This is a genomic window from Paenibacillus sp. Y916 (assembly GCF_056786435.1).
Window position 1 is genome coordinate 259902 of record NZ_JBXCJA010000005.1, and the last position, 18419, is coordinate 278320.

9 protein-coding genes are annotated in these 18419 nt (G+C 42.6%); 2 read left to right on the forward strand and 7 right to left on the reverse strand.

Annotated features, from left to right (window positions below):
• Positions 1-6 precede the first annotated feature (6 nt).
• The 7 genes from AC1TO9_RS13930 to AC1TO9_RS13960 form a co-directional block, all read right to left on the reverse strand.
• The gene (locus AC1TO9_RS13930; RefSeq protein WP_482059462.1) at positions 7-3177 is read right to left on the reverse strand and encodes a GAP1-N2 domain-containing protein; all 3171 of its coding nucleotides are present in this window, start codon (positions 3175-3177) and stop codon (positions 7-9) included.
• Positions 3177-4436, reverse strand: coding sequence for a TRAFAC clade GTPase domain-containing protein (locus AC1TO9_RS13935; protein WP_482057832.1), 1260 nt, complete (start codon positions 4434-4436; stop codon positions 3177-3179). The genes AC1TO9_RS13930 and AC1TO9_RS13935 overlap by 1 nt, the downstream gene beginning before the upstream one ends.
• A 767-nt stretch (positions 4437-5203) precedes the next feature.
• A complete protein-coding gene (locus AC1TO9_RS13940; protein WP_482059463.1) occupies positions 5204-5839 on the reverse strand; it encodes a beta-mannanase in 636 nt (211 codons plus the stop codon).
• Positions 5840-5860: 21 nt separating this feature from the next.
• Positions 5861-7138 (reverse strand): vWA domain-containing protein, encoded by a 1278-nt coding sequence (locus tag AC1TO9_RS13945; RefSeq protein WP_482059464.1) that lies wholly within the window; start codon positions 7136-7138, stop codon positions 5861-5863.
• A 180-nt stretch (positions 7139-7318) separates the two neighbouring features.
• Positions 7319-9730: a transcription initiation factor TFIID gene (locus AC1TO9_RS13950; protein ID WP_482059465.1), complete on the reverse strand. Its 2412-nt coding sequence runs from the start codon at positions 9728-9730 to the stop codon at positions 7319-7321.
• Positions 9731-9732: 2 nt separating this feature from the next.
• Positions 9733-13122 carry a tubulin-like doman-containing protein gene (locus tag AC1TO9_RS13955; RefSeq protein ID WP_482059466.1) on the reverse strand — a complete coding sequence of 1130 codons (3390 nt, stop codon included), beginning with the start codon at positions 13120-13122 and terminating at the stop codon, positions 9733-9735.
• Positions 13123-13439: 317 nt separating this feature from the next.
• Positions 13440-15233 carry a vWA domain-containing protein gene (locus tag AC1TO9_RS13960; protein WP_482059467.1) on the reverse strand — a complete coding sequence of 598 codons (1794 nt, stop codon included), beginning with the start codon at positions 15231-15233 and terminating at the stop codon, positions 13440-13442.
• 395 nt (positions 15234-15628) lie between these two features.
• Here AC1TO9_RS13960 and AC1TO9_RS13965 point away from each other — a divergent pair, with 395 nt between their 5' ends.
• Positions 15629-16555, forward strand: a complete 927-nt coding sequence (locus AC1TO9_RS13965) for a hypothetical protein (RefSeq protein ID WP_482059468.1) — start codon at positions 15629-15631, stop codon at positions 16553-16555.
• 24 nt (positions 16556-16579) lie between these two features.
• Positions 16580-18322 (forward strand): hypothetical protein, encoded by a 1743-nt coding sequence (locus AC1TO9_RS13970; protein WP_482059469.1) that lies wholly within the window; start codon positions 16580-16582, stop codon positions 18320-18322.
• Positions 18323-18419 lie beyond the last annotated feature (97 nt).

The following is an 18419-nucleotide window of genomic DNA, read 5'->3' on the forward strand; positions in this document are numbered from 1 at the left end:
CCATCTCTACAACTTAGGTTTCTCGCTCAATTCAAAAGTCTCTGTACCGACCTTAATGATGCTACCAACCAACATTTCTGTAGTAATTTTAGGTAGTTTCACAGTAACAGAGCTCTTGTAATCCGCCAGGTTTATAGGAGGGCTAGGCTTCTGCTCCTCAGTGCCTAATCCTGCTCCAGGTTCCCCTGCATCTCCCGGTTCAGTTCCTGCCCCTGCTGCATTTCCAGTTGCATTCCCCGTTCCAGCTCCAGCATCCGCTCCTGCAACACCCTCGCCTTTCCCTGCTGTTCCAGGTTCTTTGCCTTGATCTTCAGGTGTCGTCTTACCATCAAGTGTATCATCCTCAGGCTTACCCGCATTCTCAGAATCCTTACCTACAATGCCAGAATCCTTGCTTGCTTCCCCGGAATCCCCACTCATATTCTCAGAATCCTTACTTCCACTAGCATCCTTGCTAGCCGTATCCGTTCCTGCAGAAGGCACATCGCTAGTATTCGTCTTATCCTTATTCTCAGCATCAGCATTAGCATCTGGCTCAACCACAGCTTCACACTTCACATCAGGTTTCAACTCAGACAGGGTCTTGGGGTCTGTTCCATCTGCTAATTCCAGCGTCATACTACTCGCATCAAAAGCTTCACAAGTACCAGCATCTTTAAACAGAAAGACTAGCTGTGCTTCTGCAGCTTCACCATCTACAGCTTCCGCTTGTTCCGCATATACGACTACATCCGGAGTAACCTCGAGCGCAGGGTCCACCGTTGCTGGTGGTGTTGGCGTTTGGACAAACTCTGGTTTCTTATCAAAGATACCCGTAGCTTTGAGCCCATAGAATCCGCCAATCAGAACAATGAGCAGCACTCCCACAAACATCGAAAGGATGGCCAATTGTCTACGATTACGACGCAGAAATTTAACGAATGGCGTAGATAACTCTATCTCCACTTTCGCATAGACGGGTTTAAGTTTCGGACTCGGTGATGCCAAGTATTTCTTCACCAAATCTTTCTTCTTAAATGCGTCTCGATCCATATTTTTAAAATAAGAAACGATCGCTGTAGCATACGCCGGAATAAGCCCCCGCTCTCCCACGAACATTCGCTGAGATGCAGACCATTGAATGAATTGATAGACAACTTCCTGCTCCTTACCATGTCTTCGTATGAAATTCAGTAGCCCCGAATAATTGACACCAGCTTGTCCACCTTGATAGAAAGCTAACGCCAATCTACCAAATTGCTCTGGCACCAGCTGATCCTGCAACCACTGACAACCCAACTGCTGTACACGATCTAGCTCCATCGGGCTCAAACCATCGAATAGACTCTGATCCGGTTGATCCTCATTAAACCAAGCATACAGAGCCAACATCACCGCTGCCTGTGAGCGAATTCGAGTGTCGAACTTAGCTGCCCACGTCTTCACTTCACTTCGTTCTTTCAGAAATTTAATTTTCAAAAGCTGATCTTGCGCTAATCTATCCAAGTCTAGTTCTGTTAACAAAAATAGATTCGCCGCATAAGCGAGCTGGTCCATTAATGTAAAGTCAGCTATTACCGTATCTTGTCCTTGCTTCTCCCAATCCTTCTCAAGCTTACGCTGTTGCTCCAATAGTGCATTCACAGCAGTTACAGGTTCTGACTCCTTACGGAGCTTCGCGAACAACTGCGACTTCGCCTGTTCAACGAAATACACATCTCGAGTCACGATAGGATGATGCTTACCCCATATCCCAACCAATTGCATAACGTCCTTGGCTTTCGGCGCTAGAGTGAACTTCTCCAGAATATACGGTTCGAACAATGCTTTAGAGAGGCCACTACTCAATACCATATCGAAGAATGCTTTACTAAGCTCAGGACTACTCTCGATCACCTTATAAAAAGAAGTAACAACCTCTTTACGCTTCTTAGATGAAGCATGACTAATAGCAACCATAAGATATTTAACGATTTTACCCTCATTGTTCTTACCACAAATACGATAGTAGTCCTTGAAAGCTTCCACGATCGCTAGATCCGGCACCTGTCCTTGCTTAATGAGATCGAATTCCTGGTCAAACCGAGCGAGAAAAATATCATTCAACCGTACTTTGCTCAACATCGCACCTGGCAGTGATAAGTAATCCAACAAACCACGTAGTAGCGTGCTTTTACTGTCTTCAAACAGGGCATCATTGCCTTCCTCTATCTGAAAAAATACCGCCAGCTCATGGTAGCTTGAAATAGACGTCTTCCGTATATGATCCATATCCGCTAACATCACTTCAGCGAACTGGTAGAAGTCCTCTGCACGCTCTGGACGATCCAGATTACTCCATGCGAAATCGAAATAGGACTGTTTCGAGAGATCCACATCTACATTCGTAACCCGCTTGGCTACTAGATCAAAGGTAAAGTCCTTCTCAATATTCCGATCCCCTGGGCGCAGACTACCTCTCTCTACGAACATGACATGAATCCCTTTTTTACTCTGAGGCTCTTTCGAATACGTCAAGAATCCAAGCAATTTGCGAAAAGCATACGGCAAACTACCATACAGCACTTCAATTAGTTTCTTAGCAACTATTGATATCTGTTCAGCAGGTACATCTAGAGAAATATACACCTTTTTCTTGCTCGTCACTGCCGTCATCACGGCAAATAACAGTTGCTTGAACATCTTCTCATCCATATTCTGACTTGCTAGGAAAGTAGCCGTAGCCGTTCTACTAGAATTGCCCTCAACACCCACAGGTAACGAATTTAGTTCTGGTAGATCCAAACCCTGTTCAATGTCATAAGTAGCGACGAAATCTGCATGAAGCCATGAAGCATAATTCGCAACAACCTCTTCTGAGCGTTCGCTAGGTATGACATAATTATGTGTAAAAAAGGCACTACGAAGGCCCGTGAAATCTGCCGATTGATATACACTACGTCCAATAATCGTCTGATCGTTATCCGTATGATAGAGATGCAGCGCTTCGGGATACATCGCCGTATCCTTCTCCCCACGTGCGGACAATTCAGCTGGGGCATCGTAGAAACAGAAGGGATGGAGCGTTTTTTTGATAAAAGAGTGATCTAGCCCCTTCGATCTTGCGATCGTATCAAACCCTTCCGTTGATCGAAAAATCCCGCGCCGTTCGCGTGTGTATAGCTGTTGTTGAATAAGTTGGGGAGTTGTGTTCTCCACTATTCCTCTCTCCCCTCAATGTACATTAATTGATAAAGTAACCAAATGAACGGTTCATCCACCCGAATCGGACTAGCGACACCTTGAAGTTTCTGATTAACCGGATTGCTGCCCAGTGCTGACACCGCGAAATAAGCTGTATTCGAGAAATACACATCCATCGTTCCCTTGAACGGTCGATCCACCTTCTCAATAAAGCGGCGAATTTCCCCGTCGATGTTCTCGAATTCCGTCAAGTTAAGCGTATTACGATGCACCATATTGTTAAAAACATTACTATTCGACTTAATATACTCGCCATCTTCATCCTTCAACGAATGGAGCATATCACTCTTTGTCAGAACTACCGCTGTCGGAATATCTGTTTTGCCCTTCTCTTCATAAGCAATAAAATCACCGAACATTGTCAAGACAACATCGCGTGGTTCATCATATTGTGACACCCATCCACCTTCGGAATCGCCAAATTTAATACGAATCTTCTCACGAATCGAGCGAATCTGCAGTGGATCAACCATGAATAGAATACCTGATGAATTCTTAATATGCTGACCATGAAGGCCTAGATAATCCTGATCCACCATACCTTCACCCGCTACATCAAAGAACACGAGTGTAAGTGGAGGTTTCGATTCATCTTTAAATACAAATTGAAAAATAAACGGTTCTTGCATTTTCTCCTTCTGTGTCGAAGCTAGCAAATCTCCCCGTTCAAATAGCGGTTCTTCGTATAATGTGCGGAACTTTCGACTAATCTCCGCATTCAGCGGCATACAAGCGGCATCGAAATTGTCCGCTGTCGTATTTTGTAGCGTATGGATGAGAGATGTCATATACACAGACTTCCCTACTTGAGATGCACCAACGATCGAAATAATATTGCTCGGCACTTTACCTGAAGTAACCGGCAACTCATTATGACATTTCGGGCACAGTCTTCTACGGGTAAGTACACCATAGCGATCATTCAGTCCGATGAGCACATTGTCTGAATAGATCTGATGTTCTTCTGGTATATCATGAGGATGGATAATGGCTTCTATATCATCAACGGAATCTAGTCCGAAACGCTCACGGTATCTATTCAGCTCATCATCTTCACCCAATGCGTAGTTCTCATCATCATCACGATGGTGGGCCGCTCGAAACACGACCTCAGCAGGCGTGAATTTCTCGAAACAAAACGGACATACAATATCATAGAATAAAGGCTTGGGTGCTGCCTGTGGTTTCTTTTTGAACATATCGAAAATGGCCATAGTATCCTCCTTAAATATTACAGTTCTATCTATTAGCCTAGGGTGACCGCTACGGTGACAGATTGTTCTTCCGATCGCTGTTGACATCAGATTTCCTGAATATATACCCCTTTCAGAGGTAGAAATCTGATGTCAAAGCATATGCTTTCGAAGTAGTTTTCCTACGGAAAACTTGTAGGCGAACGCTGACGCTTCTACAGTACAATTCTGTCCCCTTCGCTAGGTTCATCCATTACCTTCAGCTAGCACTTAGACAGTTAACTCGTCTCGTAAGCATAATCTAGGTGTAGGGTGATCCGCTATCGTTCCTACTCTAGCCATTATTCTCTGCAAACACTCTTTCTCAAAACCTACGTCGTCAATATCTAAACAGAAACGGCTACGCCGTCCTTTTACAAAAAGGTTCCTACGGTAAATGGCTGGGGAAGCGGAAGAGATCCTATGCTTGCTATCCAAGGCGGTATTCCTTGTTTAGTTGTAAAAAGCACATCTAAATTCCTGCCTATCCATCCATTGGCTATTTTAAATGCAGAACATACATCTAATTACTCTCAAACCTCTACTTTTCGCCGTTTCCCCATTTTTAGATGTAGCTTCTGCAGCTATTTCACTCTATCACGCCTTTACCCACTAATTAACTGCAGTTTCTGCAACTACGAGAGCAGACGGTGGGATGGCTCACATTTGAGATGAGATACGCTACTACTACTTCGGAATTATATACGTTCTTAAAAGTTAAAAAATCAGATCCCCCCGGGGCGATCAGCTTACTCCGGCATTAGCTCGTACAGTTGGCCGTATTTGGGGCCGTCGGTAAAGAATAGTCGGATGAAGTCGTTCTTGCCTACCTCTATCTCTGGCAGGACGTTTCTACCTGGGTTGAAATGCTGTACGAATGGATAGACGGTACCATCTGATTTGTTAGATGGGTAGCTTCCCTGTTTCTTAACGTAGCATATAACGTCTTTGGAAATGGGGACTTCTGTTGTTACCCTCATTTGGATTGTTTTATATTTTTGAAATAAACGTTGTTTCTGCTTAATGGAGTATATGATCCGTGCTCTGCCCGTGCTGACTACCTTGCGGTTCTGTCCATCCTCTTGGAGAATGAGAACCGACTCATCGTTATGTAGCCAACAAGCAAACACCGTATACTCCCATCCACCAATACCCTGAGTTCGTTCATGATACCCATTGTTAGCTTTATACTCATCTCGCGTGTAAAGCTTCAGGCTATTTATTGCTGGCTGCTCGAGTACCTCTTGATCTGATGCTGCTCGGTGTATGTAGACCGCTTGAATACCCTCTGGCCACATCCAACGTAGGGTACAATGATCTTCATCTACTTGATGCACCAACTCACGAATGACTGGAGTCGATGAGTCCGCATGATAATATTGCAACTCTTACTCACCTCCGTAAGACTAGAATCCCTTACTACTGTTCTTGTTCCGATTATTAGAACCATCTGCGATGACACCTGCATGCCCTGGTCTTTGTCTACCTTCTTGCAATAGGCCATTCTCCTTAATCGGCACGATCCATGTGAAGAGTGCCATAACACCTGCCAAGATAAGACAAGCCAACAGTCGGATCATACTATCTTCCGGCGATTGTCCTGACAATCCTAATTCCAGCACGAACCCCGCGATCAATCCTCCAACACTACCTCCAATGCCGAAACTCTTGGCAAGATGGCGGTTATCGAATATGAGGCCAAGTGATAATCCTATCGCTGTTCCTATCAGAATAAATGAAATAATGCGTAACGCCATATAATAACTGCTATCTTGCGTCGGACCTGTTCGCTCTGTCAGCAGTGTGCGATCACCGATTCTGTCATAGATATGTCGGAATACGAAAGAAAGATCATCTACATTATCTACGTCGGTATACTGTCCATTCGTTCGATTCGCAATCTGCTGTAGCAATACAGAGCCCTGTGAATTGCTCACACTCATACCGACCGTATTAATAACAATCTCTTGCTGTTCATAATCAGCTAACGCCGTATTCATATCCATCTCACTGAATCCGTCGGATAGTAGAATAACCATCGTCCCTCGTTTAGCTTCCGTCTGATCCTTAATATGTTCCATCGCTTCCTGGAGTGCCAAAGCAATTTCTGTTCCACCATCGGTGGCCGTAAGTTGATCTATCTTAGCATACACCTCTTGTTTCACCGCGGCGTCTTTCACCGAGACAAAAGGTTGAATCAGTCTAGCTTCATGAGTGAATTCAATTACGGCTACGCGCTTATCATTATCCATGATGCCAATCAGGCTCTTAGCAGCTTCGTAGCGTCCATCATTCGGATCCGTCTCGAGCATACTACCCGAATTGTCGATCACGAGCACGATATCTTTAACTGGCTTCACGCGTCCTATATTCAGTCCGTATACGAATTCAAGTAGTAGGCCCAATGTGAATAGCATAATTAACGTAGCAGGCACAAGCAACTTCCATGAAGAACCTACATACCGTTGTCTCCAAGAGGGTCCACTCAAGCGAGGATTAATCATCTCCGCAATAAGGCAGAACAGACCGATAAAGAAGGCTAGTATCCCACAATATAAACCTACAACGACAATCCTCGGTAGTTCTCCCTCTAAGTTGCCCAATATAATTTCTCCGGCTACAAAACCAACTGCGCCACCGATCAGGCTAAATAATAGCATAAGCATACTTATCTTTCGTTGCATCTTTACAAGCACCCTTTCCACAATGGGAATTCACATCACATATAGAGGTAGTCAAGTAGAAACGGCTTCGCCGTCCTTTTTCAAGGACGGAACCCGTTTCAGCGGAAATATAAGGATTAGAGTATCAAGTGAAACCTATACTCCCTTATATTTTCAAAAAGTCATCTTTTGCTCTCTAACTTATTGAAGTTCTGGAAGCACGCTAGGATCTAGACCATGGAACTCGTACCCATTCTTCAGATAGGCTTCATAGTACATTTTACCATTGCGATAATACATTAAATCTTCGATGTGGAAACCACCCATTAAGTTCAACTTCTCCACACCGCTGCTCCGATTCTCATGAACATAACCCAATTTGTAGATCCGTGATGTCTCATCAGCACTGAGGGAATAGCGAATAAATTCACTATTTGAATCCCCGAAGAAGTACTTCTCCTCGTAACGATGCTCCTGCGTATAATCCAACAATCGTACATTGATTGCCGCATGATCTTCCAATGTGTGATACAACTTCTTGAACAAATCATCCTTAGATAATACTTGTTTATTACTATAATCGATAGTCACATTTGCACGATGTAGTATTTCTTCTTCAAACGTCTGTGCAAATGGCTCTGCTGTGAGTATGTTATTGCGACAGATATGAATAAGTTTCGCTACCAATTGATCCATTCCAGCCTCTAAGAGCTCTGTCACATCACCTAAATAACGATCTTCGAAAAAGACTGCCGTACCCCGCTTCGCCTCAATATCACGCACAACGTCTTCAGTCACTATTTCATAATATTCTAGAATATTCTGTCCAATATAATCGTCTGCTGTCCGAATACTATCCAATGCCGCTACACGTAGAGTTCCCTCTAACCGATCCATCTGCTCCACTTGTCGTTTATAATGCTGATGTATTCGACTCAATTCATCCTCAACCCGCTGATGAAGCATCAGTTCTGATTCAAGCTGCAAAATATGACGTTTTCTCCGATACACTGTATCTACCAAATATCGAATAAAACTGCGTAAATTATGCTTATCCATCATAGGCAGACGCGAGAAGGATTGTTCATCCACAATACTTTGGTAACATTGCTCAAGCTCGGATTTAGCTGATTCTAGTTCCCTCGCCGTTTCCCGAATCGTGCCACGTATATCTTCTAGCAAACTTCCTGATTGGCCTAACTCATCGCTCCACGCTGCTATTTGGTAGAATCCAATCTGCGGGTTAGCAAGCATTTGCTTCTTAACCGCTTGAGATATCTCATCGCCTATCTGAATATGATCTAAGCGTGCTTGAATTTCCTTAACGTAATTATCTCGGAAATAAGTCTCGCATCCCTCACCATAAAGCGCATGCTCTGCTTCCCGAAGTGATAACCGTTTCAATGAATGATAACTCATCTTATGCATCATAATGCCTGTCATCTCATCCAGCTTATCCTCATCCGGCATCGTTGATTTCACCCGATTGGATATAGCCTGTGTATCGATACCGAAGAAAGCTAGCTTCTCTTTGCTATTCCACTGTACGCCATTCTTCATACGGATAACCATCTGATTATAAAAGTGGTACAGTACCGTTAATGCAATCGACTCATTGGGGCGTTTTACTTTCGAGAAGCCCGCAGATACGAAGCCTTCCCGACCTGAATCCGATTTAATATTACTTTTAAAAGACATATTGTTGTAGTTATGGTTACTCGATTGATGCTCCGCATCCTTCTGCTTACGGTTCTTCAACAGATTGACGTGACAAATAATCTCGTAGTTATCCTGCATATCATCGAATGATGAAATCCCTCGTTCATTCTTGTCAGAAAGTAAATACACAAGCTCAAATAGTGGAGCCGGTGAATGTGTCACAGGAATAGATAAGCCATCCTCTGTTACATGAAGATTCGCCGAGAAAGTATAATCACTCTGCTGCATATACTCAAGCTCACGAAGAAAAGCTACACCTACAGAATGACTATATCCGAAGGATTCAACCTCCTTCTCACTAATCAACCCGTATAAATCCATCTGCACAGACTTGAAAGACTGACTGAAGATGGATTTAGATAAGAGTGATAATTCTGGTAAGAACACATTAAGCGGGTCATCGACCCGCGTAATGAAAGAAAGATGGATCCGATCGAATGAAGAATATATTCGACCGAAATCCGATATGTTATGGCTTACCTTTCTCAGAGTACGATTCAGCTCAATTAAATGCTGCTCATTCTCGTAGAAGCTTGTATACAAATCTTTACGCAAGCTTGTGGTACCACTTGATGTTGATTCTGCAGGACCAGGTAGTTCGTACCGTAGAAGTCGAGGATGAATAGTCTTGTGCTCGACGTTAGCTCCTGTGCTCGATTCCGAGCCCGAGCTGGCTCGGGCTTGGGATGCGATATGGATGTACATAACACCTGCGCTGTTATCCCATTTCTTATCATGAATTTCCATGATCGGTTCAATCGCCTCGGACACCTTATCCCCAATGAATACAAACACCGCTGGATAATGAATACTGCTCTGATCATCATCTTTTCCGTTCATCTTCTCTTCGGCGATCGCATACTCCGTAGCGAATTTCTCTAGCATTTCCTTCATGATTATTTCAACTTTCTACGAATATCGTTTAATTTAGACAGCATCTGCTTGTAGAATTGATACATTTCTTCTCCATTCGCCAGTTCAATCTTCTCATATTCCAATTGATCACGGCCGTTAAGAAACAGTTCATACAGCTCATCTAATTTCGTTATCAGTAATGAGATATCTTCGGATGCGGTCAGGTCCGTACCACGACGAGTTGCTTTACGTAGCAATGTGCTCTTGCTCTTCTCATCCAATCTACGGAAATGTTCGAACACTTCCGATTCAACATACTTCTGACTCTTCATCAGATTAGCAAAAGGCTCCCATGCTTCTTCCTCTGGGTCACGGTCATAGACATAGAGCGCACCTTTCTTCGTGATCGTGTTCGTGTATAGAGCTTCAATGAATTGATCGATCCATTTCTCGTCGTCCTGGTGTTGGCTCATCAATTGTTCCAGTTCAGTAGCCTTTGCACTAATCATGTCATACTTAGCTAATTCCTCCCGAACACGTTGAATCAGTTCAGGTGAACGAATCAAGTTCTCATTCGCCATATCTTCAGAAATACTACCAAAGATATCTTTACTAGATACCTTCTCAAGACCATGTGCGAGCAGATGTCTCAACTCGTTCAATACACGCTTCACTTCCCCAAGATTCGGTTTAGCTGAATCTAACTGCATATCGTATCCGCGAAGGTATTCTGACAAATCGAACGGCTTCGTCATCACCACAGCAAATCGATTGCTTGTGTTCTGATTGATGTCCTTCTCCACGATAACCTTCAGCGTGAGTGCCTTCACAAATTCAGCCCGCACACGAGCGTTATAGGACTGAACACGCGTATTCATATAAGTATCTCCCCAGGACTTCTCTGGAATTGGCGAAGGGAGGTACGTCCAGTTCTCACTTTCCGTCTGCACCAAGTGGCGCCCAATGCCCTCTTTATCCAGAATCGTTCGTTCATAGCTTTCCTCATACACTTTGAGAGGTGTATATACGAATAAGGGTACCCCGTTCTTCGTGTTCAACCAGAAAATCCGATTCTTCACTTGACTCTCTTTGACCGTGAAATGAGATCTCCCCACGGAATTATTCTGATAATTACGGATTCCTTTAAGAATGCTCGGAGCCCCAACAGGAACGGATACAAATCCCCATGAAGGGAAATACAAGTTACCTGAGCTATTACTCAAATGGAATACAGGCACCGCTTCCTCATCCAGCTTACTTGCAATATTGCGCTCAACAAGCTTTTCAATAGACTCATCATTACCGAATTTCATAACTAAGAAGTCTTCCATCGATTGTGTAATCAAATCACCAAATTTATCCCCTAAGAAATCCGAAATAGAGCTAACGATATCCACTTCTTGCTCTCTAATCCATTGATTTGAACGATTTAGAAGCTCCAGCGTGAAGTCACGAATAAGATCATCCACATCTTTACTCTCCATCATTTTACCAATGACCTTAGCAATGTCTGGCACACTCACAAGGTTCCAATAATACGTCTTGTTCCCCTTATGATCCGCGTGCTCATCACCATGAATCAGAATTTCCCCATTCTTAGCAAAAATAGCATTCAATGCGTTCAATATTTCTGTATATACGTTATAAATGCGAGTATTCTCGCTATTCAACAATTCGTATAGATCTTCATAGAACTCAATCATCTGCTCTGTACGCTCTATATCCGCTTTAAGCCAGTATTCATTAATTTTAGCTTCGATATAAATATTCTTCTTCTTATCTCTGGAGACGAATGCACTCTTGGCATCCCCAAGTCTCTCGTTGGCTTGCTCGCTTGCTGCCTCAATATCCCTCGGAATGCGATGTAGGTTCTCACGTAGTGTCTCAATATACGAAAGCAACATTTTGAGTAGACTGAAGCCTTTCTCCGTATAAATCAACCGTGACACATAGAATGGCCCTTGTTCCGGATGTAAGAAAATACGACGGATCTGATCGGTGAACTGTCCTACGATCTCTCCTGGCAACTGCTTCTTAGCCTTAATATACTCTTCTCGAGCACGAGCCAAGAAATTCTGTTCCAGCTCCGTATCCATATTGATAACCTGATTCTTCACAACATTGCTGTAGCTCAGACGCTCACTGTTCTCAAACCCTGGAAGCGGCTCAGGCACACGAGATTCAAAAGTCTTCATCATCGTTTCCAGATCAATACCCAGCTTACGAGCGAATGTCTCTACATCGTCCTGACTTGGTGCCTTCTCGAACATCTTATCCATCTTGCCAAATAACCGAAATGCCAAGTACGTCGTCATCTCTTCAATCGGTAACACGGCGGATGATGCACCAATAATATTATATTCATAGTTCGCTGGGTACATTTTATTCATCTGGGCAATGTTCGTACGAATATTACTGATATAGTCATGAATGGCGAATTCTTCACCTGATGCTTTCTCTTCACTTGCCATAAAGTTCGTAATGTTCTCAGCCGTCACATTCATACAGTAGTCATAAGCATTCTCAAGCAGCTTACCTTCGGTATTCGTTGCTGAGATCAGATGACATAGATTGAACGGCGGTAGTGGCGAATTAACCGTCAGAATATTCCCGTAACGCTGCTGAAATCGTTCACCGCGACTGTCCACATTCATCCAATAATCAAGTTCTTTGAGTGCGGCATACCCATTCTTTTTAATATATTCACGGGTGTGTTCACTCAAGCTCTTATTGGATAAGTTGATATCTGGAGTAAACAAATAACCGAGTGTATTCACACGATCAATCCCTGCTGAACCATGATCGCGTTCAATAATGCCTCGTACGATATAGGCGATATCCAAGAAGCATCCACTTCCCGTACCCCCTGATAATCCCGTAAGCATGAACACCATAAGCTTCTTATTCGTGCCGACAGATAGTGTCTTGATCTTCTTATCGATCGCTTGCACGACTTGATTGATCTTGGTGAATAATAGTAATCTACCCGCTTGACGAACACCTGCAGCGCCGTTCATACCATCCGTAATACTCATCTCAGGGGATAACCAATCGGTAATATACGGTTCAAGCACACTGCGATTCTGCAACAACCCACCGATCTCCGCATTGGAGAGGAGCACGAACTCATTAATCGGATCAAGCCCGATTCCTTTATACTTCTTACCACGATCCTGTTCATTCGTCTCAAAAGCTAGAAACTCTACATTGTCTGGCTTATCGCGCTTCCGCTTCGAGGATGGATCTTCCGGCAACTTGAATCTGCGATTAATTTGATATTTCAGGCGCAGTAATGCATCAATACCGGTACCCCCAAGGCCAATAATAAGGATGGGATTATCAATCGTATCTACCCGAATCTTATCGCTGACAATCCCTCCACCTAACGAAACATCCAATTGCTGAATATGTTCTCTAACTACTGGTTTCATTGAATTTCCCCCTAAAAGCTTTACGAAGTACAGTTACTTCATAAGCATTGGCTTGATTTAATACCATACAAACACCTATATCTAAACTCAAAATCCTTAATACGTGCGGAAAACAATGGACTACGCAGAAGTAGCGAAGATGACGGAATTGTCCTGAAAAAGCGTTAGCGGTCGCCTTTGCCCTCTGATTTCTTCCGCTGTAGGCGGTATACAATCAGGAAATCTGAGGGCAACAGCGATTGTAAGGACAATCCGGCATCGTAGCGATCATACTAGAAGCCTGTTTGTAGCTTTATTAAACATTTTGATTCTTATATTTACACCAGATACTCAATCATGATGGTCTTATCTACGCTCTGTAAGGAAAGGCTGATTCGATCGCCGTCTTTAATGTCTAGTCCTTTGCTAGCATCCATTACACGACCTGACTTCTCGATGTTCACGGTTGAACCATTCTTCAACAACAACCAGTCATTCTTACTCGGTTCGAAGATGATCTTATCCGTTTCCTTCAGTTCAGGTGCAAGCTGTAGCAACTGATGCAGATTCACTTTCCCTTTAAATCCATTCAATTTCTTATATTGTGGATACGTCTTCTCTCCAGTATTCTCATCACGAATTTCAATAACCATTTGTCCAACAAATCCACGGTTGGCCTTCTTCACAGCAGCTAGAATAAAGTAAGCTGCGGCAAGGATTGCAGCGAGTGCTATGACACCACCCACGACCGCTAGGATCGGAAATGGCTTCTCATCTTTGCCCGCTTCCGGTGTTGGTGTTGCTGCTGGTTTATTTGGAGTGGCTCCACTAGGCTTGGCACTAATCTTCACAACAGGCGTTTCGCGATAAAGGCTCTTATCCTCTGCGATAACCATCATTTCATAATCATGCTGATCCGCTACCTGATACGTCCCCTCAAAGCCATCACCTGTATTAGACATCTCAATCTCTTTCGTATCTCCACTATCGATGTCCTTAACAACTAGCTTAGCATTCATATTCTGATAAAGTGTGCTATTTTGTAACTTTTGCCCATTACTTGTTAAATAAGAGATGATATCGATCTTATCACCCTTCTTATACGTAGTGCTTGCAAGAGGATCCATCCCAAGCTCAACATCGTAGTTGAATACTAGATTAATATCGATCTTATCCTTGGCCACACCTTTCACTTGAAGCTTCCAATCGCCATTCATTGGGGTTAGTAACTTCAATAAAGAGTAGCTTTTGGACTTAGAATATAAAATATCATTCGCTGGAATCGTCTTGCTTGCTCCTGTAGGATCCGTTATTTTGACCTCTACCGGTAGAGCTGACATGATAGAAATATTAGCTTCTAATACATTATTATTCGGCACATTAATTATGACATCTTGAAAGCTTCCATTCCCTGTCATAGACTGTACGGGGACAATCTTTAATTTCAAATGACTCGCAAATATTTCACTTAATATTTGCGGTAGATCATCAGCCGTATTGGTAGAGAATGGCTTACCACCGGTTTTGTTGGATATGTCAGCTAAAGCTTCCTTGTTCAGCTTGCCATCGGCGTTAAGCCCAATCGTATATACTGGAATGCCATTCTTATTCGCATCAGCAATCGCTTGTTCTAATTCCTGTGCAGACTGTTGCTCCGTTCGACTCTTAGCCTTATCGAAATCGTTATTACCATCAGCCAGTAGTACAATCATCGGTTCATGAGTGGGATCTGCCCCCTGCAGCAATACTTTTACGGCCTCCTTAATACCTACAGCGACGTCGGTGTAAGGACCTCGATCTAACTCGTCAATGAACTGCTTCAAATCTTCCTTATCAGCGGCTGACTTAATCTCGAGCAATGCCTTCTCTCGTTGTATTTTATTCGTATACGAAATAATTCCAACCTTATCTCCTTGAACGGATAGCATATCAATAAACATCTTCATAGCTTCATTACCTATTTTATCTGGGTCACTCTTCTTCATCGAGTTACTTGCGTCTACAACGAGCATAGCGTCAATCTGTGAAGACGATTGGGCCGCTGAAGCTTCCTGTATACTAACTGAATACGGAAGCAGTAATAACGATAAGACAATCATTATACGGAGTGAGAGTTGTTTTTTACGAAACATAGTTATACCCCTTTATTATGAGATCATTGTGAGAACTGACTTCTCATCTATTTTAACTCTAGGTGATAAATCTTAAATAGCTGTTAAGAAACCCTTAAGTTTCGCTAAAAAAGTTATCTGTTACCATAATATCATGCTTCTTGACAGAGTACTTCCTATCATTACCATGACATTATGATATAATTAAACCCACCAAAGTTCAATCAATATAGGCTAAATGCCTCAGATCCACATATGAAAGGAATCCAATATGATTGTATACGTTTGTTTAAGTGTTTTGATTCTTTATGTTGCTACTAAATCAGTTATTTACTTTAAACACCGTAATTACACGCCTTCTTACGACGAAATCGACCAAAGGCTACTTTCCCTAATCAATCATAAGGGGGAGCATCATGACTAAGAAGAGACCTGTTACTTTAAGACCCTATATACAAACGCGTTACGCCTATGAAAAGTTGAGAATATGCACCCATTGCCATCATTTCACTGCACTATGGGAAGAACAATGTAGTGTGTGTGGCAAAGCTAAACTGATATCCGTTACTCAAAAGGCTGCATCCAATGTGAAAAAGACGATGCGAAATGAACTACTGATTGCGCTCCTCATTGGTTTGATTGGCATCTTTTTCAGTCAGAACTTTGGACAAATGATCCTATGTGCTGGAGCTGTTATTCTATTGCTCGCTCTGCTGTGGGTCATACAGAGGAAGATGCTTCCTAGTGAAGTCCCTTTCGCACTAGACAAATTATTCGAACGAGAGCAGCTTCACATTCTTGAAGATTTGAAGAGCAATCGTAAGACAGCCGTTGCCGCGTTGAAAGATGATGAACTACTGACTTATGAACTGTTACGGGAGATCAGTACCCTCGTTCACAACGATAAAATCCGTCTACAGCAAGTTGTATTACTTCAATCTTTCATCCTTCGAAAAGATATGGATTTAGCGGTTGAACCTTTACTGATAGATGAATTCGATAGCGATCTAGCCGCCTATATCGGTGAAATTGCCAAAATAAAAAGAGAGCTGATCAAAAACCGCTCAATCCGGTATATTCTTGCCTACGAGCCATATATACTTAAAATGGAGCATGGCCTGGAAATTCTAACGAATGTCGTTGGAGCAGCCGTTCGATTGAAGAAATATGTTGAGACTTACCCTGAATTCGTTCAACGTTATGCTCGTAGACTTTCCAAAGACCGGTTCTTACGCTTATACCGGTTGATTCGCCAATATCCTGACCACCCATGGGGCCATTTAGCGACTGAGGTGGCGAGTATCCGAAGTGAGTTATATGAATGGGATCCTGACTTCCAATAATACAGTTAAAGAGGCTATAAGACTATGACGAAGATACGGGCGTTAACCCTGCAAAAACTATTAATATGTTGTTGTATAGGTATGATGGTTCTCATTGGTATGAAATTTCATTACATTCAGCAGAAGATATCTGCAGTCACCGAGGCAGATCGACTGTACGCACTTAAAGATCTCATCGCCGCGGAGGATTGGTATCATAAAGCACACCAGAACAAGTCGATTAAGTATAAGGAAGCAGATATTTCTTCGCGTTTGGTTGAGCTAGCCCCGATCAGTGAAATTAATTCTAAACTGAGCGAGATTGATAAGAATGCTAAACGTGCTAGCGATGATGAAGATTTCGAGATACTGATGACGGTATATAAAGACTTAGAAGCATTTCGGGGAATATATATGAAGGAAGGCAACATTTATCAACCCTATTATCGCCAACTTTCTGCTAAATATGACGTTTCTAATGATTTCTCAGCCTATTTCCAACATTTCAAGACCGTCTTCTATCAACAACTGGAGCACAATCTTGATACCAAGAAGTATAGTAATGAATCCTTCAAATGGAATCTCTTGACCATCCCTGATGCGTTCTTTGGTGATTCAGATCAGAAGAAGACGCAACTTTACGATAAATTCAAAGGTTATGATCATCGTAAAATGGCCCAAATAGCCGCAAGTGGTGAATACCAGACTCTTTTAGATGAATCATTAGCTATGTTGAAGCTCTATGATGCCCATCAAATTCAAGCAGACTGGATTACGGATCAATCTGACGCTTTAGTGAGGACATTCTTAGAGAATGATCTTGCAAATGAAAGTTATGCTATATTTGCAACTCATGCAAAGAGCTATAACATCTTCGTCCAAGCCGCTAACTTTAAATCTTCCGTGGAGCCATACATTACGAAACAAATGAGTACATGGATGAAAGAGGCCAAACGCAACGTATCCAAGAATGAATTTGAGAAAGCCATTGCCATATACGAAGGTCTTGCCGACTACAAAGATACTGCTCTTGAGATAAAAGATGCACAACTAGCATGGAATATCCATGATCCGATCCGCATCCTACAGAGTAGCGACCCAACACGCATATTCACCTCTATAAGTAGCGGAAGCAAACGTTTTGGCGCTTTAGCATATGTACTTGCGCTGGATGAACAACATACCATTTACTTCGCAAGATTGAATAAGGATGATACTGTTCAGGTATTATCAAATAGCAACTTCCAACATGAGGGGAATATCCAGGACATCTTCATCGAAGACTCGCTCAGTACGAAGGATTTCCCAGTCATTCTTATTCAAGGGGAATCCACTTTAAGGAATGCGTTATTTACCGCCATTGAAATACAGACAAATGAAATGGTTACATTGTTCCAGATCGATGCAGATGGTTATGAAGTGGATAGCAATGGACAGCTTCTTGTTGATAATCCAAATACAGTAGATGGTGCTAGCCAAGTAGCTATATACCAACGCTCTGGAGATACCTATTCCTTCATTGGCGTTCAGCAAGATTACATTGATATATCAGTGGACGGGCTCGTTTCATATATGCATGAAAAGGTGAAATTCAGTACGACGATTATCGAACCTGGATATGGTGAAGCCTATGCGATCATGGACGATAGCTACGTAAAGCTTACTGGAAATTATGACTTTTATGGAGGTTCCATTACCGTAATAGGTATATTCCGTAAGTATGTGGATATCTATATTCAGGATGAGTTAACGTTCATACCGGTATTCGAAGTGGAGAATGTGGAATAAGAGATAGTGTAGCAAGGGGAACTTATACTTTCTTATATTTCAAAAAAAGAGTGGGTCCTCCGTATTGTACAGAGGACCCACTCTTTTACTGTTTATT